Origin of the sequence: Palleronia sp. (assembly GCF_042089775.1) — a bacterium.
Taxonomy (GTDB): domain Bacteria; phylum Pseudomonadota; class Alphaproteobacteria; order Rhodobacterales; family Rhodobacteraceae; genus Palleronia.
In genome coordinates this window covers 21,884-41,543 of record NZ_JBELKF010000015.1, presented here as the reverse complement: position 1 = coordinate 41,543, position 19,660 = coordinate 21,884, and the positions used below count along the sequence as shown (strand labels likewise).

At 65.5% G+C, this 19,660-nt stretch carries 17 protein-coding genes; 10 read left to right on the top strand and 7 right to left on the bottom strand.

All coding sequences use genetic code 11. The annotated features are described in order from the left end of the window. Nucleotides 1–106 precede the first annotated feature (106 nt). The 3 genes from gyrA (at nucleotide 107) to gluQRS (ending at nucleotide 5,145) form a co-directional block, all read left to right on the top strand. The gene (gene gyrA / locus ACFDS3_RS06180) at nucleotides 107–2,851 is read left to right on the top strand and encodes a DNA gyrase subunit A (protein ID WP_375261468.1); all 2,745 of its coding nucleotides are present in this window, start codon (nucleotides 107–109) and stop codon (nucleotides 2,849–2,851) included. A gap of 96 nt (nucleotides 2,852–2,947) precedes the next feature. Then, nucleotides 2,948–4,303, top strand: a complete 1,356-nt coding sequence (trmFO, locus tag ACFDS3_RS06175) for a methylenetetrahydrofolate--tRNA-(uracil(54)-C(5))-methyltransferase (FADH(2)-oxidizing) TrmFO (protein ID WP_375261467.1) — start codon at nucleotides 2,948–2,950, stop codon at nucleotides 4,301–4,303. Then, the gene (gluQRS, locus tag ACFDS3_RS06170; protein ID WP_375261466.1) at nucleotides 4,300–5,145 is read left to right on the top strand and encodes a tRNA glutamyl-Q(34) synthetase GluQRS; all 846 of its coding nucleotides are present in this window, start codon (nucleotides 4,300–4,302) and stop codon (nucleotides 5,143–5,145) included. The genes trmFO and gluQRS overlap by 4 nt, the downstream gene beginning before the upstream one ends. Here gluQRS and hisI read toward each other — a convergent pair. Then, a complete protein-coding gene (hisI, locus tag ACFDS3_RS06165; protein WP_375261465.1) occupies nucleotides 5,129–5,482 on the bottom strand; it encodes a phosphoribosyl-AMP cyclohydrolase in 354 nt (117 codons plus the stop codon). The two genes, gluQRS and hisI, sit on opposite strands and share 17 nt — an antisense overlap. 72 nt (nucleotides 5,483–5,554) lie before the next feature. Between hisI and ACFDS3_RS06160 the strand changes: the two genes are divergently transcribed. Beyond that, nucleotides 5,555–6,004 (top strand): iron-sulfur cluster assembly scaffold protein, encoded by a 450-nt coding sequence (locus tag ACFDS3_RS06160; RefSeq protein WP_375261464.1) that lies wholly within the window; start codon nucleotides 5,555–5,557, stop codon nucleotides 6,002–6,004. Nucleotides 6,005–6,350: 346 nt separating this feature from the next. Here ACFDS3_RS06160 and recG read toward each other — a convergent pair whose 3' ends face one another. The 4 genes from recG to ACFDS3_RS06140 all read right to left on the bottom strand — a co-directional run bounded on the left by recG (nucleotide 6,351) and on the right by ACFDS3_RS06140 (nucleotide 11,740). Continuing rightward, nucleotides 6,351–8,435, bottom strand: coding sequence for an ATP-dependent DNA helicase RecG (gene recG / locus ACFDS3_RS06155; protein WP_375261463.1), 2,085 nt, complete (start codon nucleotides 8,433–8,435; stop codon nucleotides 6,351–6,353). Beyond that, nucleotides 8,432–10,570: an NAD-dependent DNA ligase LigA gene (gene ligA, locus ACFDS3_RS06150; RefSeq protein WP_375261486.1), complete on the bottom strand. Its 2,139-nt coding sequence runs from the start codon at nucleotides 10,568–10,570 to the stop codon at nucleotides 8,432–8,434. Before ligA ends, recG begins: the two co-directional genes overlap by 4 nt. Before the next feature lie 77 nt (nucleotides 10,571–10,647). Further along, complete coding sequence (gene ctrA / locus ACFDS3_RS06145) at nucleotides 10,648–11,361, bottom strand: response regulator transcription factor CtrA (RefSeq protein ID WP_375261462.1); 714 nt, start codon at nucleotides 11,359–11,361, stop codon at nucleotides 10,648–10,650. A 100-nt stretch (nucleotides 11,362–11,461) separates the two neighbouring features. Beyond that, on the bottom strand, nucleotides 11,462–11,740 hold the full coding sequence (locus ACFDS3_RS06140; RefSeq protein WP_375261461.1) for a DUF1153 domain-containing protein: 279 nt from the start codon (nucleotides 11,738–11,740) through the stop codon (nucleotides 11,462–11,464). 128 nt (nucleotides 11,741–11,868) lie between these two features. Between ACFDS3_RS06140 and mnmA the strand changes: the two genes are divergently transcribed. The 5 genes from mnmA to ACFDS3_RS06115 are packed head-to-tail and all read left to right on the top strand — an operon-like array spanning nucleotide 11,869 to nucleotide 16,535. After that, nucleotides 11,869–13,008, top strand: a complete 1,140-nt coding sequence (gene mnmA, locus ACFDS3_RS06135) for a tRNA 2-thiouridine(34) synthase MnmA (RefSeq protein ID WP_375261460.1) — start codon at nucleotides 11,869–11,871, stop codon at nucleotides 13,006–13,008. 60 nt (nucleotides 13,009–13,068) lie between these two features. Beyond that, the gene (locus tag ACFDS3_RS06130; RefSeq protein WP_375261459.1) at nucleotides 13,069–13,953 is read left to right on the top strand and encodes a PfkB family carbohydrate kinase; all 885 of its coding nucleotides are present in this window, start codon (nucleotides 13,069–13,071) and stop codon (nucleotides 13,951–13,953) included. Continuing rightward, complete coding sequence (locus ACFDS3_RS06125; RefSeq protein ID WP_375261458.1) at nucleotides 13,950–14,897, top strand: pseudouridine-5'-phosphate glycosidase; 948 nt, start codon at nucleotides 13,950–13,952, stop codon at nucleotides 14,895–14,897. The genes ACFDS3_RS06130 and ACFDS3_RS06125 overlap by 4 nt, the downstream gene beginning before the upstream one ends. A gap of 29 nt (nucleotides 14,898–14,926) precedes the next feature. Continuing rightward, on the top strand, nucleotides 14,927–15,619 hold the full coding sequence (locus ACFDS3_RS06120) for a DUF502 domain-containing protein (RefSeq protein WP_375261457.1): 693 nt from the start codon (nucleotides 14,927–14,929) through the stop codon (nucleotides 15,617–15,619). Between the two features lie 43 nt (nucleotides 15,620–15,662). Then, nucleotides 15,663–16,535: an endonuclease/exonuclease/phosphatase family protein gene (locus ACFDS3_RS06115; RefSeq protein WP_375261456.1), complete on the top strand. Its 873-nt coding sequence runs from the start codon at nucleotides 15,663–15,665 to the stop codon at nucleotides 16,533–16,535. Here the strand turns inward: ACFDS3_RS06115 and ACFDS3_RS06110 are convergent. Next, nucleotides 16,529–17,605 carry an ABC transporter ATP-binding protein gene (locus tag ACFDS3_RS06110; RefSeq protein WP_375261455.1) on the bottom strand — a complete coding sequence of 359 codons (1,077 nt, stop codon included), beginning with the start codon at nucleotides 17,603–17,605 and terminating at the stop codon, nucleotides 16,529–16,531. The two genes, ACFDS3_RS06115 and ACFDS3_RS06110, sit on opposite strands and share 7 nt — an antisense overlap. Nucleotides 17,606–17,674: 69 nt before the next feature. After that, nucleotides 17,675–18,454, bottom strand: coding sequence for an SDR family oxidoreductase (locus ACFDS3_RS06105; protein WP_375261454.1), 780 nt, complete (start codon nucleotides 18,452–18,454; stop codon nucleotides 17,675–17,677). A gap of 193 nt (nucleotides 18,455–18,647) precedes the next feature. Here ACFDS3_RS06105 and ACFDS3_RS06100 point away from each other — a divergent pair, with 193 nt between their 5' ends. After that, nucleotides 18,648–19,649: a Hint domain-containing protein gene (locus tag ACFDS3_RS06100; protein WP_375261453.1), complete on the top strand. Its 1,002-nt coding sequence runs from the start codon at nucleotides 18,648–18,650 to the stop codon at nucleotides 19,647–19,649. The last annotated feature ends 11 nt before the right edge of the window (nucleotides 19,650–19,660 follow it).

Below are 19,660 nucleotides of genomic sequence, written 5' to 3'. Positions count from 1 at the left end.
CACGGTGGCTGCCACAACCCCAGACTCTGATTGCCCCCCAACCCGATGTGCTGGTATAGCTGAACCCAACAAAATCTGGGAAAACCCGAGCAGAAAGGCGCCCCTTTTGAGCGACACGCCCGAGCCCCCCGAACTGGACGACGCCCAGCCCCCCCGCCACACCGGTCCGACGATCAACATCGCGGACGAGATGCGGTCGTCCTTCCTCGACTACGCGATGTCGGTCATCGTCAGCCGCGCGATCCCCGATCTGCGCGACGGGCTGAAGCCTGTGCACCGCCGCATCCTCTATGCGATGCACGAGACCGGGAACACGCACGACAAGCCCTACCGCAAATCCGCGCGCCCCGTGGGCGACGTGATGGGCAAGTACCACCCGCACGGGGATTCAGCTATCTACGAGGCGCTGGTGCGGATGGCGCAGGACTTCTCGATGTCGCTGCCGCTGCTGGACGGTCAGGGCAACTTCGGCTCGATGGACGGCGACAACGCCGCGGCCATGCGCTACACCGAAGTCCGGATGGACAAACCCGCCCAGTCCCTTCTCGCCGATATCGAGAAGGAGACGGTGGACTTCCAGGACAACTACGACGGCAAGGACTTGGAGCCCACCGTCCTGCCCGCGCGCTTCCCCAACATGCTGGTCAACGGCGCCGGCGGCATCGCGGTCGGCATGGCGACGAACATCCCGCCCCACAACCTGGGCGAGGTCGTGGATGGCACCCTGGCGCTGATCGAGAATCCCGACCTCTCGACCGAGCGCCTGATGGAGATCATCCCCGGCCCCGACTTCCCCACCGGCGCGCTGATCCTCGGCCGCTCCGGCGCGCGCAAGGCGTATCTCGAAGGGCGCGGCTCGGTCATCATCCGCGCCCGGTCCCATGTCGAGGAGATCTCGAAGGGTCGCGAGGCGATCATCTTCGACGAGATCCCCTACCAGGTGAACAAGGCAACGCTGATCGAGCGGATCGCCGAACTCGCCAAGGAAAAGAAGCTCGAAGGCATTTCGGCCGTTCAGGACGAATCCGACCGGGTCGGCGTGCGCGTGGTGGTCGAGCTGAAGAAGGACGCGACGCCCGACGTCGTGCTGAACCAGCTCTACCGCTTCACGCCGCTCCAGACCTCGTTCGGCTGCAACATGCTGGCGCTCCACGGCGGCCGCCCCGAACAGCTGACCCTGCGCGATTTCCTCACGCATTTCATCACCTTCCGTGAAGAGGTTGTCGCCCGCCGCACTGCATACGAGCTGCGCAAGGCACGCGAACGGGCGCACGTCCTCTGCGGCCTCGCCGTCGCCGTGTCGAACGTGGACGAGGTCGTGCAGACCATCCGCTCGTCGCGCGACGCGAACGAGGCCCGGATGCGCCTGATGGAGCGTCGCTGGCCCGCCGTCGAGATCGCGCCCTTCATCCGGCTGATCGACGACCCCGGCCACACCGTGAACGAGGACGGCACCTACAACCTGTCCGAGCGTCAGGCCCGCGCGATCCTCGACCTGCGCCTCCAGCGCCTGACCCAGATCGGCGTGCAGGAAGTCACCGACGAGCTCGAAGAGCTCGCGGGCAAGATCAAGGATTTCCTCGACATCCTGCGCTCGCGCGAGCGGATCATGCAGATCATCTCGGACGAGCTGCGCGAGGTGCGCGAGCAGTTCGCCGTCCCCCGCCGGTCCGAGATCATCGACTGGGCCGGCGACATGGAGGACGAGGACCTCATCGAGCGTGAGGACATGGTCGTCACCGTCACCGCCGGCGGCTATATCAAACGCACGCCGCTGGCCGAGTTCCGCTCGCAGCGGCGCGGCGGCAAGGGCCTCTCGGGTGGCGCGCTCAAGGATGACGACGCCGTCACAACGCTCTTCGTCGCCAACACGCACACGCCCCTCCTGGTCTTCAGCACCACGGGCATGGTCTACAAGCTCAAGACCTGGCAGCTTCCGGCCGGCTCGCGCGGGGCGCGTGGCCGGGCGCTGGCAAACGTGATCCCCAGCCTCGACACCGGGGTCGGCATCGCCGCGATCATGCCGGTCGACCGCGTGGAAGAGGACTGGGACGAGCTTCAGATCATCTTCGCGACCTCGGCCGGCGACGTGCGCCGCAACGCGCTGTCGGACTTCACCAACGTGATGCGAAACGGCAAGATCGCGATGAAGCTGCCCGAGGACGGCTCGGTCACCCTCGTCAACGCCCGCATCGCGTCCGAAGCCGACGATGTGATGCTCGTCACCGCGCTCGGCCGCGCGATCCGCTTCCCGACCACCGCCGTCCGGGTCTTCAAGGGCCGCGACTCCACGGGTGTGCGGGGCATCCGCCTGGCCGACGGCGACAGCGTCGTGTCGATGGCCGTGATCCGCCATTTCGAGGCGACTCCGGAAGAGCGGCAGACCTACCTCAAGATGCGCCGCGCCTTGGCCGGCGTGACCGAAGAGCCCGAAAGCGACGACGACGAGGCCGCGACAGAGGCGCAGGACTTCACGCAAGAGCGCTATGCCGAGATGTCGGCGGCCGAGGACCTGATCCTGACCATCACCACCCAGGGCTTCGGCAAGCTGTCCTCGTCCCACGACTACCCGGTCCGCGGTCGCGGCGGCCAAGGGGTCATGGCGATGGACAAGGCGATGCGGGGCGGTCCCCTCGTGGCCTCCTTCCCGGTCGAGATGGACGACCAGATCATGCTCGCCACGTCGCGTGGCCAGTCGATCCGGGTGCCGGTCGACGGCATCTCATTCCGCTCCCGCGGCGCGGGCGGCGTGCGGGTGTTCAACACCGGCGCCGGCGAAGAGGTCGTCTCGGTCGCCTGGATCGCCGAGCAGTCGGCCGAGGATATTGTCGAAGGCGACGAATCCGAATAATGTGCCGCCCCTCCCGTCGGAGGATTTCTCCGACGGGACTCCTACAAGAGTCCGACGCGACTCTTACACTTTTCCTACGGCGCATCGGGGACACACATGACCGAGACTCTGCACATCGTGGGCGGCGGCATGGCCGGCTCCGAAGCGGCCTGGCAGGCGGCGAACATGGGCGTGGACGTCGTCATCCACGAGATGCGCCCGCACGTTAAGACCTTCGCGCATCGCACTGGAAACCTTGCGGAAATGGTCTGCTCCAACTCGTTCCGCTCGGACGATTCCGAGCAGAACGCGGTTGGTTTGCTCCACTGGGAGATGCGTCAGGCTGGCGGTCTCATCATGGAAATGGGCGACCGCCACCGCCTTCCCGCCGGCGGTGCGCTCGCCGTGGACCGCGACGCCTTCTCTGAGGCCGTGACGGAAAGGCTGAAGTCGCACCCCAAGATCACCGTCCAAGACGCTGAAATTGCTGATCTTCCCGCAGATGGGCACTGGATCGTCGCCACCGGACCGCTGACCTCCGGTGCCTTGGCCGAGGCCATCCGGCAAAAGACCAGTGCGGATCAGCTTGCCTTCTTCGACGCCATCGCCCCGATCGTCCACGCCGAGTCCATCGACATGGACATCGCCTGGCGCCAATCCCGCTATGACAAGGGCGAGACCGAGGACGAGCGCACCGCCTACATCAACTGCCCTATGACGAAGGACCAGTACGAGGCGTTCATCGACGCGCTGCTCAAAGCAGAAAAAACCGAGTTCAAACAAGGGGAAACAGCCAGCTACTTCGACGGCTGCCTGCCGATCGAGGTCATGGCCGAGCGCGGCCGCGAGACCCTGCGCCACGGCCCCATGAAGCCCGTCGGCCTGACCAACACGCACGATCCGCAGACCAAGGCCTACGCAGTTGTCCAGCTGCGCCGCGACAACAAGCTCGGCACGCTCTACAACATCGTCGGCTTTCAGACCAAGATGAAGTACGGGGCGCAAACAGCTGTTTTCCGGATGATTCCCGGCCTTCAGGAGGCACGCTTCGCCCGGCTCGGCGGCATCCACCGCAACACCTTTATCCACTCGCCGACCCTTCTCGACGAGCAGCTTCGCCTGCGGACCCAGCCCAATATCCGCTTCGCCGGCCAGATCACCGGCGTCGAAGGCTACGTGGAGAGCGCCGCGATGGGATTGCTGGCCGGACGGCTGGCGGCAAGTGAAATCAAGGGCTTGTCCGTCGAACCTGTGCCCCAGACCACCGCTACCGGCGCCCTCGTCACGCACATTACCGGCGGTGCCGAAGCCAAGACGTTCCAGCCAATGAACGTGAATTTCGGCCTGTTCCCGCCCGTCGACCTGAAGGGCGGCCGGCGCAACCGGCCCGCGCGGTACAAGGCCTATACCGACCGCGCCAAGGCCGACTGGACTGGCTGGCTTGCCAAGCAGGACGGCCCCGTGCCGGCGTGATCACGCGGTTCGCGCCTTCTCCGACGGGGCCGCTTCATCTCGGACATGCCTTTTCGGCTCTCACCGCTTTCGACATGGCGGCCCAAGAGAGCGGCACGTTCCTGCTCCGGATCGAGGATATAGACCGCAGCCGCTTCCGCCCTGAATGGGAGGCGCAAATTGCCGAGGATCTGCGTTGGCTCGGCCTGCAGTGGCCGCAGCCCGTCGTGCGTCAGTCCGACCGCCTGCCGATTTATGCCGAAGCCCTGAACCGCCTGACAGAGCTGGGGTTGACCTATGCCTGCGTGTGCAATCGCCGCGACATCCGCCAAGCAGCTTCGGCCCCGCAGGAGGGTACGCCGCAGGTGGGGCCTGACGGCATCGTCTATCCAGGCACCTGCAAGCACGCCGGCCATGACTTAGAAGATTCCGCGATCCGGTTGCACATGAACCGGGCTCTCGACCTCGTTGGTCCGGTCGAATTCAACGAAACCGGTCCCGAGCGCACCGGCATCCATCGGATACCCGCCGAGATGATGATGTCCGAAGTCGGCGACGTCGTCCTCGCCCGCCGCGACATGGGCACCAGCTACCACCTGTCGGTCGTCGTGGATGATGCGGCGCAGGGCATCACGCATGTCGTCCGCGGGCTGGATCTATTCGAGGCGACGCCGATCCACGTCCTTCTGCAGAAGCTCCTGGATCTGCCGCGACCGGTGTATCACCATCACCGGCTCATCCGGGACGCGACCGGAAAGCGGCTGGCCAAGCGCGACGACGCGCGCGCCATCGCCGCGTATCGTGCCGAGGGTCTCTCGCCGGCAGACATCCGCGAACTGGCCGGACTTACTCCGGCGCCATGATCTCTACCTCTTCACCGTCGCGCACGGCGGTGTAGAAGCAGCTTCGGCGCCCCGTGTGGCAGGCGGGACCCTCTTGCCGGACCAGCACGAGAAGGCAGTCTCGGTCACAATCGACGCGCATTTCGACCAGGTGCTGAAGGTTGCCGCTGGTCTCGCCCTTGACCCAGAACGCCTGGCGAGATCGGCTCCAGTACGTCACCCGCTTGGTGTCGAGTGTTTTCGCGATGGCCTCGGCGTTCATCCAGGCAAGCATCAGGACCTCTCTGCTGCCGTGCTCCTGGGCGATGACCGGGAGAAGGCCGTTGGCGTCGAACTTAAGGGTCGCGGGATCGAACATCTGCGGCCTTTCTGCGTGTTTGCGAAATGGTTCGGGCCGCTTATCTAACACCCACCAATCAAGGAAAAGCCCATGTCGGACAGCGATCTCATGAAGCTCTATTCCGGGCGCATCCTGAAACTCGCGGCGGATATCCCCCTGACCGAGCGGCTGAACGATCCGCAGGCGTCCGTCAAGAAACGCTCGCCTCTCTGCGGATCGACTGTCACCGTGGACATCCGGGTTGAAGACGGTCGGGTGGCGGCCTTCGGTCAGGACGTAAAGGCGTGCGCTCTGGGCCAAGCATCAGCCTCGGTGATTGGTCGCTCGATCCTCGGGCGTGACCGCGCCGAGCTGCAGCAGGCGCGGGAAGAGCTGCTGGCGATGCTGAAGCAGGAAGGGCCGGCGCCGTCCGCTCCGTTCGACGGGCTCGAGGTGCTGCGCCCGGCGCGAGAGTACAAGAATCGCCACGCTTCGATCATGCTGGCTATCGAGGCCGCGAACGAAGCGTTCGCCCAGGCCGAGGAAAGCACGACCGCCTGACAAAAAGACGCCGCGCATCCGGTGGATGGCGGCGCTCAGGATGCGCCCGGGCCGATCGGGATCGAGGCGATCCGGCAGGGCATGCGCATGTCGCTGGGGACCGACACTGCGCGTGATCGGCCATCGGAACGCAGGCAGAAAGCTAAAGGAACGTCGGAAGGTGAAGACCCGCGACCAAGAAAGTCGTAAGGGCTGCGCACCCCGCGAAATCCTCGACGAAGTTGTCCGAACGGCGGATCGTGTCTGTCAGCGTGCGAAGCATCGGCGCCTCCTTTTGTTCCTCGGATGACTTTTGTTCTCATATCGTTCCCGATTCGTAAAGAACTTTATAAGAACATCCGAGTCCCTAGCCGGCGCGTATCAGATCAATCGCCTTGTCCTGCTCCATCAGCCAGAGCAGCGCGCGCGCAGCTTGGCCCCGCGGGGACTGCATTCCCGGATCTTCCTCAAGCAGTCGCTGCGCATCGCGGCGAGCCGTCGCCTGAAGCGCCGCCTGCCGTTCAAGGTCCGCGATCCGAAAGCGTGGCAGGCCCGACTGCGCATGGCCCAGAACGTCGCCTGCGCCGCGCATCGCCAGATCCGCCTCGGCGATCCGAAACCCATCCTCGGTCTCGCGCAGGATTTCGAGCCGCTGCCGCCCCGTCTCGCTCATCCCGTCGCCGAACATCAGCAAGCAGGTCGATTCCGCGGCACCCCGGCCGACCCGCCCACGCAACTGGTGAAGCTGCGCCAAGCCGAAGGTCTCGGCCCGCTCGATCACCATGATCGACGCGTTTGGCACGTTCACCCCGACTTCGATCACCGTCGTCGCGACCAGCACTCCTGTCTCACCGGCCACGAATTTCGCCATGGCAGCGTCCTTCTCGGTCGGCGGCATTTGCCCATGAACGAGGCCCACCCGCCCTTCACCCAACGCCGCCCGCAGGCGGCGGAACCGGTCTTCGGCGCTGGTCAGGTCCGACACCTCGCTCTCCGAGACGAGCGGACACACCCAGTAGGCCTGCCGTCCCTCGTCGAGCGCACCCCTCAGCCGATCGACGACTTGGTCGTAGCGCGCAGCCGAGACGAGCGCGGTCTTCACCGGCGTCCGCCCGGGCGGCTTCTCGTCCAGGACGGAGATGTCCATGTGGCCGTACTGCGCGAGGCTCAGCGAGCGCGGGATCGGTGTCGCCGTCATCACCAACGTGTCGACTCGCTCGCCCTTTTGCCCGAGCGCGAGACGCTGACTGACCCCGAAGCGATGCTGTTCGTCCACGATCGCCAGGCGCAGGTCGGCGAACTCCACGTCTTCGCTGAAGACGGCGTGAGTGCCCACGAGGATCTGAATGTCTCCAGCTTTCAACGCGGCGAGTTTCGCGGCCCGCTCGGCCCCCTTGTCGCGACCTGTCAGGATCTCGATGACCACACCGGTGTGCTCGGCAAGCGGGACCAGGCTTTCCAGATGCTGCCGCGCGAGGATTTCGGTCGGCGCCATCATCGCGCCCTGCCCGCCCGCCTCGACCGCGGCGAGCAGCGCCATGAAGGCGACGAGCGTCTTGCCCGAGCCGACGTCGCCCTGCAGCAGCCGGCCCATGCGATGCGGCGAAGCCATGTCCTCGCAGATCTCCGCGATCGCACGTTCCTGCGCGCGGGTCGGCGTATATGGCAGCGCCGCGCGGACCCGCGCCGAAAGGCGCCCCGTCGGCCGGCTTTCCCGCCCGGCCTTGCGCCGCCGGTCCGCCCGAATGAGAGCGAGCGCCAGTTGATGAGCCAGCAGTTCGTCATAGGCGAGCCGCCTCCGCGCCGGTGCGGAAAGCGAAAGATCGGCCTCTGCGGTGGGGGCATGAACGATGGCAAGAGCGCTGCGCCAGTTGGGCCAACCTTCGGCCGCGATCACGCCGGGATCGATCCACTCCGGCAAGTCCGGCGCAAGACGAAGCGCGCCAGCAGCGGCCTTCGCCATCCCGCGCTGGGTCAAGCCGGTGGTCAGAGGATAGACCGGTTCATACGGAGGCAGGTCGTCGGCTTCTTGGGGGGGCAGGATGTAATCTGGATGCGCCATCTGTGCGACACCGTCGAAAAGTTCGACCCGCCCGGAAACGATGCGGCGCTGGCCGCTTGGCAGCGTCCGCGTCACCCAATCACCTCGCGCGTGGAAGAAGACCAGCAGGAACGAAGTGCGTGCATCCTCGACCTCAACCCTTGTCGGGCCACGGCCCACGGCAGGTCTATGGCGGCCAATGGTCACTTCGACGGTGACGGTGCCCGGCAGATCGACATCGCGGATCGATTCGTGCCGCCGACGGTCGATCCCCGCGTGGGGCAGAGTGAAGAGCAGATCCCTCGGCGTGGCGATCTTCATCTGCGCGAAGGTGCGCGCGCCCTTGGGCCCGACACCCGGCAGGACCGTGAGATCGGAGAAGAGCGGCCAAAGGACTTCCGGCCGACTCATAAGTCTCCGATGAGGGCGAGCCAGCCGTCCTCGTCAATCGTTTCGACCCCAAGCTCGGCCGCCTTCTTCGCCTTCGATCCCGCCCCGGGGCTCGCAATCAGAAGATCCGTCTTGGACGACACCGAGCCGGCGACATTCGCCCCCAGCGCTTCTGCCCGCGCCTTTGCCTCTGCTCGGGTCATCTTTTCGAGCGTTCCGGTGAACACGACCGTCTTGCCCGCCACGGGGCTGCCCTCCGCATCCGGTCGGGCGACATCCTCGACCGTCAGCTGGGCGACCAGCCGGTCGATCGACGCGCGCTCGGCTTCCTGCGCGAACGTGGTCACGAGCGACCGTGCAAGCACGGTCCCGACTCCGTCGATGGACATCAGGTCGTCCCACGCCGGCCCTTCACAGGGCTCTGCGGCGCGCATGGCCGCTTCGAACGCTGACCAGCTTGCGTAATGCCGCGCGAGGAGGCGGGCGTTCGTTTCGCCCACATGGCGCACCCCCAGCGCAAAGATCAAACGGTCGAGCGGGATCTTTCGACGCGCGTCGATTGACGCGAACAGCTTGCGGGCCGAGGTCTCGCCCCACCCCTCGCGGTTCTTCAACTGGCGCGGCTGGCCTTGGCCGAACCGCTGTTCCAGTCTGAAGATATCGGCAGGTTCCTCGACCCACCCGTCGCGGTAGAATTCTTCGACCAGCTTCGCACCGAGTCCTTCAATATCGAAGGCGGCGCGCGAGACGAAATGCTTCAGTCTTTCGACCGCCTGCGCCGGGCAGATCAGGCCACCCGAGCAGCGGCGCACCGAGTCGCCTTCTTCGCGCGGCGCATCCGATCCGCATTCCGGGCACGTCGTGGGAAAGACGAAGGGATGCGTATCAGTCTGCCTGCGTTCAAGGTCGACTTCGGCAATCTTGGGGATGACATCGCCAGCGCGATAGACCTGCACCCAATCGCCCTCGCGGATATCCTTCCCCTCGCGGATCGGTGCGCCCTTCGAGTCCCGGCCGGCGATGTAATCTTCGTTGTGCAGAGTCGCGTTCGAGACGACGACGCCGCCGACAGTGACCGGCTGCAACCGCGCAACGGGACTGAGCGCGCCCGTCCGACCAACCTGGATCTCGATCGACTCGAGCCGCGTCCACGCTGTTTCGGCGGGGAACTTGTGCGCGGTCGCCCAACGAGGGGTCGTCGAGCGAAAGCCGAGCCTGCTCTGATACCCCAGGTCGTTCACCTTGTAGACGACGCCGTCGATATCGTAGCCGAGCGTCGCGCGCCGCGTTTCGATGTCCTTGTAGTGCTCGAGCAGAGCCCGCGTGTCATCGCAAAGCCGCGTCAGCGGGTTGGTCTTGAATCCAAGCGTCGCCAGACGTTGGACCGCGGCCATCTGCGTGTCGGCAAGAGGTTCGGACAGCTCGCCCCAGGAGTAGGCGAAGAACCGGAGAGGCCGCGCCGCCGTGATCGCCGGATCGAGCTGCCGCAGGGATCCAGCTGCAGCGTTGCGCGGATTGGCAAAGGTCTTGTCGCCCCGGGTCGCGGCTCCTGCATTCAGAGCCGCGAAATCCGCGTGGGTCATGTAGACCTCGCCGCGCACCTCGAGCACGGCGGGCGCTTCGTTCAATCGCGAAGGGATGTCGCTGACCGTAAGTGCGTTTTCGGTGACGTTCTCGCCGACCGCCCCGTCGCCGCGCGTCGCAGCATGGATCAATCGGCCGTCCTCGTAGCGTAGCGAGAGCGAAAGGCCGTCGATCTTTGGCTCGGCGGTGAACGTGAGGGCGGCATCATCGGAAAGACCCAGGTAAGCCCGCACCGACCGGACGAAATCGACCACTTGCTCGTCATCGAACACGTTATCCAACGACATCATCCGCCGGCTGTGGCGGATCTTGCCGAAGCCGGGTCTCGGCACGGCACCGACCACCTCGGTCGGTGAGTCACGCCGCTTGAGTTCAGGAAAGCGTGCCTCGATTGCCGCATTGCGCCGTTTCAGATGGTCGTACCGAGCATCCGAAAGTTTCGGTGCGTCTTGACCGTGATAGGCGTTGTTCGCCTCCGCAATCTGGCTGGCGAGATGCTCAAGCTCTCGGGCGGCACCGTCTTGCGTGAGATCCTCAACCGGAACATCACTCGACGTGCCGTCGCTCTGCATGGCCATCCCGCCCTCAACTTCCAACTCGTGTGCCCGAGGTTCTAGGCAGGCCGAGGGAGGTCGTCCAGCGGCTCTGATCAGCTCGCGCGCGCCACCGGGTCGAGCGACTTCTCGGGCTCGGGATCACGGAGAACGTAGCCACGGCCCCACACGGTTTCGATGTAGTTCTTGCCGCCCGTCGCCTCGGCGAGCTTCTTGCGCAGCTTGCACACGAAGACGTCGATGATCTTGAGCTCGGGCTCGTCCATACCGCCATAGAGGTGGTTCAGGAACATCTCTTTCGTCAGGGTCGTCCCCTTCCGAAGGCTCAACAGCTCGAGCATCTGGTACTCTTTGCCGGTCAGGTGGACCGGCTGATCGTCGACTTCGACGGACTTCGCGTCGAGATTGACCGAGATCGGACCGGTACGGATGACCGACTGCGAATGTCCCTTCGAGCGGCGGATAATGGCGTGTATCCGTGCGACCAGTTCTTCGCGGTGGAAGGGCTTGGTCAGGTAGTCGTCAGCACCGGACGCGAACCCTTTGACCTTCGTCTCGGGATCGTCAGCACCGGTCAGGATCAGGATCGGCGTATCGATCCGGGCCATCCGCAACTGGCGTAGCACGTCGTAGCCGTGCATGTCGGGCAGGCCCAGATCCAGCAAGATCAGGTCGTAGTCATACAGCTTTGCAAGGTCGACGCCTTCCTCACCCATATCCGTGGTATAAGTGTTCAGGTTGGCATGCCCGAGCATCATTTCAATGCTGCGCGCTGTGGTCGGGTCGTCCTCGATCAACAGTATACGCATCGACCTCTCCGTTTCCGCTGCTCGTGCTTGCTACAGCCTTAATCGTTAACCCAAGGTTACCGAATCGCCGGCAGCACAACTTAGTTAAACCGAATACAGCTTACGGTTGTCTATACTTTTGAAGACGCGTCGCCCGAAGTGCAGCCTCTCCGTGCATGGAAACCGCTTGCGTCCAGCTTTCCAGTTCTTCTTCGGACAGATCATAAATGGCCATCGCCTCGTCCGCGGAAATGAGACCGGCGGCAACGGCGCGAACGACCGCGGCCTTTCGGCTGGCGACCCACCGCTGCGTTCCGGCAGCCGGCAAATCGGCACGCGTCATTGTTCCACCCCCGGGCAAGGCAACTGCCCGCGGACCCGACGTTTTCTTGATATACATCCCGTTCCCCTTCCGTTCCCGGGGCGAATGTGTTCTGGAACGGCTTAAAGGCAGGTGAACGCAGGCCTTGAGATTGGACAGCATTTTTCCTACCTACCACCACTCTGCAGACACTTTCGGGGGCCGCCATGGCTTTTGATGCCACCGCATTGAATTCGCTGGGGTTTGCCAAGCCGCCAAGCGAGACACGCGTAATCGTCGCCATGTCTGGCGGAGTCGACTCGTCTGTCGTCGCGGCCGAATTGGCCTCTCAAGGTTACGATGTCGTCGGAATCACGCTGCAACTCTACGACCACGGCGCCGCCCTGGCCAAGAAGGGCGCGTGCTGCGCGGGCCGGGACATCCACGACGCGCGCCGCGTGGCCGAAGCGATGGGCTTTCCGCACTACGTGCTCGACTACGAGAACACGTTCCGCGAGTCGGTCATCGACGAGTTCGCCGACAGCTATCTCGCCGGCGCGACGCCTGTGCCGTGCATCCGCTGCAACGAGAGGGTCAAGTTCCGCGATCTGTTGCAGACCGCCAAGGATCTCGACGCCGACTGCATGGCGACGGGGCACTATATCCAGCGTAGCGCTGGTGTCGCCGGTCCAGAGCTTCACCGCGCGGCCGATCGGAACCGGGATCAGAGCTATTTCCTGTTCTCGACCACGCCCGAACAGCTCGATTATCTGCGCTTTCCGCTTGGTCACCTATCCACGAAGGCCGAGACTCGTGCCCTTGCCTCAAGGCACGGGCTCGCCGTTGCCGACAAGCCGGACAGCCAGGACATCTGCTTCGTGCCGAACGGCGACTATGCGAGCGTCATTGAAAAGCTGCGGCCGGGCGCGGCTGATCCTGGCGACATCGTCCACGCCGACGGGCGCATGCTTGGCACTCACAAGGGGGTGATCCACTACACCGTGGGGCAACGCCGCGGCCTGGGGATCGGCGGATTAACCGAGCCTCTCTACGTGGTGAAACTCGACGTCGAGAACCGGCGTGTCGTCGTCGGTCCCAAAGAGCTGCTGTCGACGCGCATCGTGTCTGTCCGCGAGATCAACTGGCTAGGCGACGCCCCCTTCACCTCGCAGAGCGAGTGGCACCTCGGCGTGAAGGTGCGGTCCACCCGCCCCCCGCGCGAGGCCATCATCCGGCCGGTCTCAGAGACCGAGGCCGAGGTCGAGCTTTTGATTGCCGAGGAAGGCGTTTCGCCCGGTCAGGCGTGCGTGTTCTACGAGACAGAAGGCACCCGCGTCTTCGGTGGTGGCTGGATTTACCGGAGCTAAACGCCGCTTTCCCCGACACCGGCCCTTGCGCCTGCCGGGGCTCTGCCGCAATCAGACGCCATGACACCCGTTCTATGCATAGGTAGCGTCCTTTGGGACGTGATCGGCCGGACGCCCGCGCACATGTCCGTCGGTTCGGACGTTCCGGGTCACATCATCCGGGTGCCGGGCGGCGTTGCACTGAACATTGCGTTCGGGCTGGCTCGGTTCGGCTTGGGCTGTGAGCTTCTCACTGCCGTCGGGCGCGACCTGGACGGGACCGCTCTGCTGGACGAGGCAAGGCGGCGGCGCATCGGCACAGAACATGTCTATGTGTCGGACGACCTGCCCACAGACCGCTACATGGCGATCGAAGGCGCGAACGGGCTCGTGGCCGCAATCGCGGATGCGCACTCGCTGGAACGGGCCGGAGACAAGATCCTCGCGCCGCTCGTCGACGGGCGGTTCGGCACGGATGCGGCGCCCTTCGAGGGAATCGTCGCGTTGGACGGCAACCTGTCCGAGGCGCTCCTGGGGCGGATCGCCGTCGAGCCCTGGTTATCCGCCGCCGACCTGCGCATCGCGCCCGCCTCTCCTGGCAAGGCGCATCGTCTCACGCCTCTCCTGCGGATGCGCGGCGCCACGTTCTACGTCAATCTCGAAGAGGCTGGCCTGCTTCTTGGCGCCCGTCCGCAGACGGCTGCGGACGCAGCTCGGTCGCTATCGGATCGTGGCGCGGCGCGCGTCGTCGTGACCGACGGACCACGACCGGCGGCCTCGGCTCGCGAGGGCCAGGTGTTGACGGCACGCCCGCCCGAGGTTCTCGTCACGCGCGTGACCGGAGCCGGAGACACATTCATGGCCGCCCATATCGCCGCCGAACGTGGCGGGGCCGAACCAGCAGCCGCGCTTCAGGCAGGGCTCGAGGCGGCCGCCCAGCATGTTTCAGGGGACATCGCGACATGATCGGACCGCTTGCCCAGACAGATGAGGTGCGCGCCGCGCTGGAGGACGGGCAGCCCGTCGTCGCGTTGGAAAGCACGATCATCACCCACGGCATGCCGTGGCCGCGCAATTTCGAGACTGCGCGCCGCGTCGAAGAGGAAGTCCGTTCCCACGGTGCGGTACCCGCCACGATAGCCGTGCTCGAGGGCGTGCTCCATGTGGGACTGACCGACCGCCAGATGGCCAACCTTGCCCAGGCCGAAGGCGTCGCCAAGCTCAGCCGCGCCGACCTGCCCGTCGCCATGGCGACAGGCACCACCGGCGCGACCACGGTGGCCGCAACCATGATCGCCGCGCGCCTTGCCGGGATCGAGGTCTTCGCCACCGGCGGCATCGGCGGCGTTCATCGGGGCGCCGAGCGGACCTTCGACGTCTCGGCCGACCTCCGCGAACTCAGTGAAACGGCCGTGACCGTGGTCGCAGCCGGCGCGAAAGCGATCCTCGACCTACCCAAGACATGGGAAATGCTCGAGACCTTCGGCGTGCCAGTCATCGCTGTCGGCCAGGATGTCCTGCCGGCGTTCTGGTCCCGCGCATCCGAGCATACGGCGCCGCTAAGGCTCGACCATGCGTCCGACATCGCCGCAGCCCACGTGATGCGCGGCGCGATGGGTTTGCCCGGCGGCCAGCTGGTCGCAAACCCGATTCCCGAGGCTTCGGAGATTCCTGCCGAAGAACTCGCGCCCATCATCGAGCAAGCGCTTTCCGAAGCAGCCGAGGACGGCATATTGGCCAAGGCCGTGACGCCGTACCTTCTGGCGCGGATCTTCGAATTGACCAAGGGCCGCTCTCTGGACGCAAATATCGCGCTCGTGCTTAATAATGCACGCCTTGCGGCCGAGATCGCCGGTGAAATCCTCGCCATCCGCAAGGAAATCACGGCCGAGCAAGACACGCCGTTGTAGCGGTCACGCGGGTCGCATATCTCTCGCGCATGAGCCCGGATCAGCCCGCCCTAAAACCACGACGCCCCGGCCCGCTTGCGCGGATCCGAGCGAATTTCCTCACCGGCCTTGTCGTCATCGCGCCCATCGGCCTGACGATCTGGCTGGTCTGGGCCGTGATGGGCTGGGTCGACAGTTTCGTGCTGCCCTTCGTTCCGGGCCGGTTCAAGCCTGAACCCTATATCGGGATCAACCTGCGCGGTGTGGGCGTGATTTTCTTCTTGGTCTTCACCGTCGTCATCGGATGGATCGCCAAGGGATATATCGGGCGGTCGCTGCTGCGGTGGGGTGAAAGTCTTGTGGACCGCACACCTGTCGTACGCTCGATCTACTCAGGGCTAAAGCAGATCGCCGAAACGGTCTTTGCGCAGACCGAGTCCAGCTTCGACAAGGCCGTCCTGGTCGAATATCCGCGCCGCGGCCTGTGGGCGATCGCTTTTGTCTCGACCGATGCGAAGGGTGAGATCGCGGATGCCATCCCCACCTCCGAAGGCAAGGTGGCCGTGTTCTTGCCCACGACGCCGAACCCGACGAGCGGCTTCCTTCTCTTCATCGGTCGATCCGAGTTGATCGAGCTCGACATGTCCGTCGAGGATGCGGCGAAGCTCGTCATCTCGGCCGGGCTCGTCTGCCCGCCCGCGCGCCCGCAGCCCAACACCGGCGGGCAGATCGCGGCAGAGTAGCGGAGGGCATTGTCTGCCCGCCCGGCTCGGCCATAGTACGCCCATGACCCGTCGCGCTTTCGCTCTCCTGCTGCTTGTTCTTGCCGCCTGTTCGCGCGGCCCGGCCAACCTGCCACCGGCGCCCGAGGGCAGCCTCCGCGTGGCCAGCCACAACGTGCACTACATCGACCTGAACGCGCAGAGCGGCGACTGGTCCGCGGCCGATTGGGAGGTTCGGAAACCCGCGCTCGACGCCGCCTTCAAGGCCCTCGATGCCGACATCGTCGCCTTCCAGGAGATGGAGAGCTTTTCCCGCGGCTCCGACGGCGGCACGAATCTGGCCCGCGACTGGCTCCTGTCCCGCAACCCGCAGTACCGGGCCGCAGCCGTGGGCGACTGGCGCGCCTTCCCGTCGACCCAGCCGATCTTCTACCGCCATGATCGCCTGACCGTGGTCGAACAGGGCTGGTACTTCTTTTCGAAGGCGCCGGACGTCATCTATTCGCGCAGCTTTGACGGCGCTTACCCCGCCTTCGCCTCCTGGGCCCGGTTCAAGGACGACAAAGGCAGGATCATCCACGTCACGAACGTGCATCTCGATGCGTTCAGCACAGCAAACCGGCAAGGCGCAACCGACCTCATCGTCTCGCGCCTCCGCCCGGTTCTGGGCGCCGGCGAGACTGCGTTTCTCGTCGGCGACCTGAATGCGATATGGCTGATGGGACCGGTCCGGCAGCTCAAGGCCGCAGGGCTGACCTTCGCCGACATTCGCGGGGCGACCTACCATTTCGATCGCGGGCTCGGCCTGTTCGGCGCGATCGACCACATCGCCTATAGCGGTGCGCGGGTCGTTCAGGGGCCTTACGTCCTGCGCGGGCGTTTTGACGGCGAATGGCCCAGCGACCACTACCCGATCGCCGTCGACCTGGCCTACTGACGCGGAAAAGCGAAGCAGCGGTCGCGGCGGATCGAAAGCCACATGGGCGTGCCCGGCTTCGGCAGGAAGACGGATGGCACCGTGGCTGACATCGCGCTGCCATTGTCGAGGCGGAATTCCACAAGGCTTTCCTTGCCGATGAAGCGCGCGCGGGTCACGACCGCCCGGGCCGGCGTTCCGTCCTGCACCGTGGGCCGTGGACCCTGCCCTGCGCGGTCGAAGTCGATGCGCACGTGCTGGGGGCGGATTACGATATCCACCTTCGTTCCATCCGCGACGCCCGGGGCAAGGAACTGGCCGAAGGGCGTGTCGGTCAGCGCGCCCTGCACCTCGCCTTCGATCACGTTGATATCGCTGAAGAACGCAGCGGCGGCACGGTCGGCCGGATTGTTGTAGATGTTGTACGGCGCGCCTTGCTGCACGATCCGTCCGCGCCGCATCAGCGCGATCTCGTCCGCCATGCGCATGGCCTCTTCGGGCTCGTGAGTGACAAGCAGGACCGCCGCGCCCTCTTCCTTGAGCACGCTCAGGGTGTCGTCGCGGATTCCATCGCGCAGCCGGTTGTCGAGGCCGGAAAACGGCTCGTCCATAAGCATGACGCGCGGCCGCGGAGCGATCGCCCGCGCGAGCGCAACCCGCTGCTGCTCGCCCCCCGAGAGCTCGTGCGGGTAGGCGTCGATGTACCGCTCCAGGCTGACCCGTTCGAGCAGCTCCTTGACCCGGCGACGCTTTTCAGCCTTGGCACCCTTCAGCCCGAAGGCGACGTTGTCGGCCACCGAAAGGTGCGGAAACAGCGCGAAATCCTGGAAGATCAGGCCGACGCCCCGCCGTTCCGGCGGGATCAGAGCCGACGGTCCGCAGACCTCGCGCCCGTCGATACGGATGCGACCCGCGGCCGGAGCCTCAACCCCAGCGATGGCGCGCAAGGTCGTGGACTTACCGCAACCCGACGGCCCCAGAAGACATAAGACCTCGCCGGCCGCGACTGACAGCGAGACGTTCTCGACCACCGTTCGGCCGTCGAAGGCGCAAGTCAGCGCGTCGGTTTGCAATCGGGGAGCGTCGGCCATGCCTTACCTGACGAGATTGATCAGGAGCCAGCTAGCAGCGCGGCCGCCGCCCCGCAACCGCGCCCGTCGTCACATCGAGAGGTTCACCGCGCCGCCATCCAGAAGGATATTCTGCCCGACGATGAAGCCCGCGTGCTGCGAGCAAAGGAACGCGCACGCAGCGCCGAATTCGGTCGGCGTACCATAGCGGCCGGCGGGAATGGTCGCTTCTCGTTGTGCCCGCGCGTCCTCGAGCGAGATGCTCTTCTGCTTCGATACCCCGGTGTCGAGCGCCGTCGCACGGTCGGTGTCATGGATGCCCGGCAAGAGATTGTTGATCGTCACGCCCGACCCCGCCACCTGCCGCGACGTCCCCGCGACATAGCCGGTCAGACCCGCGCGGGCGGAATTCGACAACCCCAGCGCCGGGATCGGCGACTTTACGGATTGAGAGGTGATGTTGACCACCCGTCCCCAGCCGCGATCCATCATCGCGGGCAGGCATGCTTTCATCAGCGCGATCGGCGTCAGCATGTTGGCGTCGAGGGCGGCGATGAAGTCGTCACGCTCCCAGTCGGTCCACATGCCCGGCGGCGGACCGCCGGCGTTCGTCACCAGGATGTCCGGTTCGCCCGCGGCATCGAGCACGCGCTTGCGGCCGTCCTCGGTCGTGACGTCGGCCACCACTTCGCTGACGGTGACGCCGAATTCGGCGCGGATCGCGGTCGCGGCCTCGGCAAGGGCATCGGCCCCGCGCGCGTTCATCACGAGCTCGACGCCCGCCGCGGCCAGCGCACGCGCGCAACCAAGCCCGAGACCCTTGGACGATGCCGTCACCAGCGCCCGCTTCCCACCGATACCAAGATCCATCCGCATCCTCCTGTCCGTTCGGCCCGAGCCTAGGCGGCGCCCCCTCTCCCGTCCAGACCGTCCACGGCAAGCCTGTCATCCTGATTTACGCTAGGTTAAGCAGGCACCACCCCTTTCATTGCGTTGATAAATCGAATGGATAATATCGGCAGCGGGCTCCGACACGGCGCCTGGCGCGTCGCACGAGAGGCCATTGTCGTATTCCACGCCCTCAGAACCGGACCAGGTCCTGCCCGTCTATTCCGCCCGCGACCTCATCGCATCGGACGGGGCGAACCTCGGCGATCCGCTGGGGCTGGCAGACGACCTCATCGCCGGCGATGTCTACCAGCTGTCGGTGGGCGTCGAACGGGCGAGCCTCGCGTTGACAGTCCCGGACGAGGGCGCGTTCCTTATTGCGCCGGAGACCGAGGCTGGCCATGTCGGCGCTTCGGTCGCGCTCGACTCCTGCGTGACTTTCATGTCTCCCGACGGCGCCGTGGTCGAAGCTCTGCTCCTGGTCGAACATGGTCATGACGACCATTCGGTCTGCGACCTCCACGTCTATTCCCTTGCGGAAATGTCACCGCGCGTCGCCTACGCCGTCGTCGCAATCGACCGGGACGCCGCGCACATGCGCTTTGCCGAAGCGGCCTGCGTGTCCTTCACACAAGGCACTCACATCACGATGGCGAACGGATCCCAGCGCGCCATCGAAGAGCTTGGCACCGGCGACCGCGTGCTTACCCGTGACCATGGTGTGCAACCGATCCGCTGGATCGGCCAGCGCACCGTGCGGGCCCACGGTGCCTTCGCCCCGATCCGCATTCGTCAGGGCACGCTGAACAACTCGCGCGACCTGATCGTCAGCCCGAACCACCGCCTTTTCGTCTACCAGCGCAGCGACCAGCTTGGCGTAGGTCGGGCAGAGGTGCTGGTAAGGGCCAAGCACCTTCTGGACGGTGAAGCGGTGACGCAGACCGCCGGCGGCTTCGTGGACTACTACCAGATACTCTTCGACCGGCACGAAATCATCTACGCCGAGGGCATCGCGGTCGAGACGTTCCTCGTGGATCACACGACCCGTAGCGCGCTGCCCCATGATGTTCCGCTTGGAGGCAACGGGACCGGCAACGACCGCGCCGTGGAACTGAACGAGCGCCATTTGCGCGCGCATCGGGCTGCCGAGATCTTGCGCAAGGCGAGCGTCGGCTGACCACCGTCACG

What these genes read in the sequence shown, in the direction of transcription:
- trmFO (WP_375261467.1), top strand. Translation starts at nt 2,948, where the DNA reads ATGACCGAGACTCTGCACATCGTGGGCGGCGGCATGGCCGGCTCCGAA.
- hisI (WP_375261465.1), bottom strand. Translation starts at nt 5,482, where the DNA reads ATGTTCGATCCCGCGACCCTTAAGTTCGACGCCAACGGCCTTCTCCCG.
- ACFDS3_RS06160 (WP_375261464.1), top strand. Translation starts at nt 5,555, where the DNA reads ATGTCGGACAGCGATCTCATGAAGCTCTATTCCGGGCGCATCCTGAAA.
- recG (WP_375261463.1), bottom strand. Translation starts at nt 8,435, where the DNA reads ATGAGTCGGCCGGAAGTCCTTTGGCCGCTCTTCTCCGATCTCACGGTC.
- ligA (WP_375261486.1), bottom strand. Translation starts at nt 10,570, where the DNA reads ATGCAGAGCGACGGCACGTCGAGTGATGTTCCGGTTGAGGATCTCACG.
- ctrA (WP_375261462.1), bottom strand. Translation starts at nt 11,361, where the DNA reads ATGCGTATACTGTTGATCGAGGACGACCCGACCACAGCGCGCAGCATT.
- ACFDS3_RS06140 (WP_375261461.1), bottom strand. Translation starts at nt 11,740, where the DNA reads ATGTATATCAAGAAAACGTCGGGTCCGCGGGCAGTTGCCTTGCCCGGG.
- mnmA (WP_375261460.1), top strand. Translation starts at nt 11,869, where the DNA reads ATGGCTTTTGATGCCACCGCATTGAATTCGCTGGGGTTTGCCAAGCCG.
- ACFDS3_RS06130 (WP_375261459.1), top strand. Translation starts at nt 13,069, where the DNA reads ATGACACCCGTTCTATGCATAGGTAGCGTCCTTTGGGACGTGATCGGC.
- ACFDS3_RS06125 (WP_375261458.1), top strand. Translation starts at nt 13,950, where the DNA reads ATGATCGGACCGCTTGCCCAGACAGATGAGGTGCGCGCCGCGCTGGAG.
- ACFDS3_RS06120 (WP_375261457.1), top strand. Translation starts at nt 14,927, where the DNA reads ATGAGCCCGGATCAGCCCGCCCTAAAACCACGACGCCCCGGCCCGCTT.
- ACFDS3_RS06115 (WP_375261456.1), top strand. Translation starts at nt 15,663, where the DNA reads ATGACCCGTCGCGCTTTCGCTCTCCTGCTGCTTGTTCTTGCCGCCTGT.
- ACFDS3_RS06110 (WP_375261455.1), bottom strand. Translation starts at nt 17,605, where the DNA reads ATGGCCGACGCTCCCCGATTGCAAACCGACGCGCTGACTTGCGCCTTC.
- ACFDS3_RS06105 (WP_375261454.1), bottom strand. Translation starts at nt 18,454, where the DNA reads ATGGATCTTGGTATCGGTGGGAAGCGGGCGCTGGTGACGGCATCGTCC.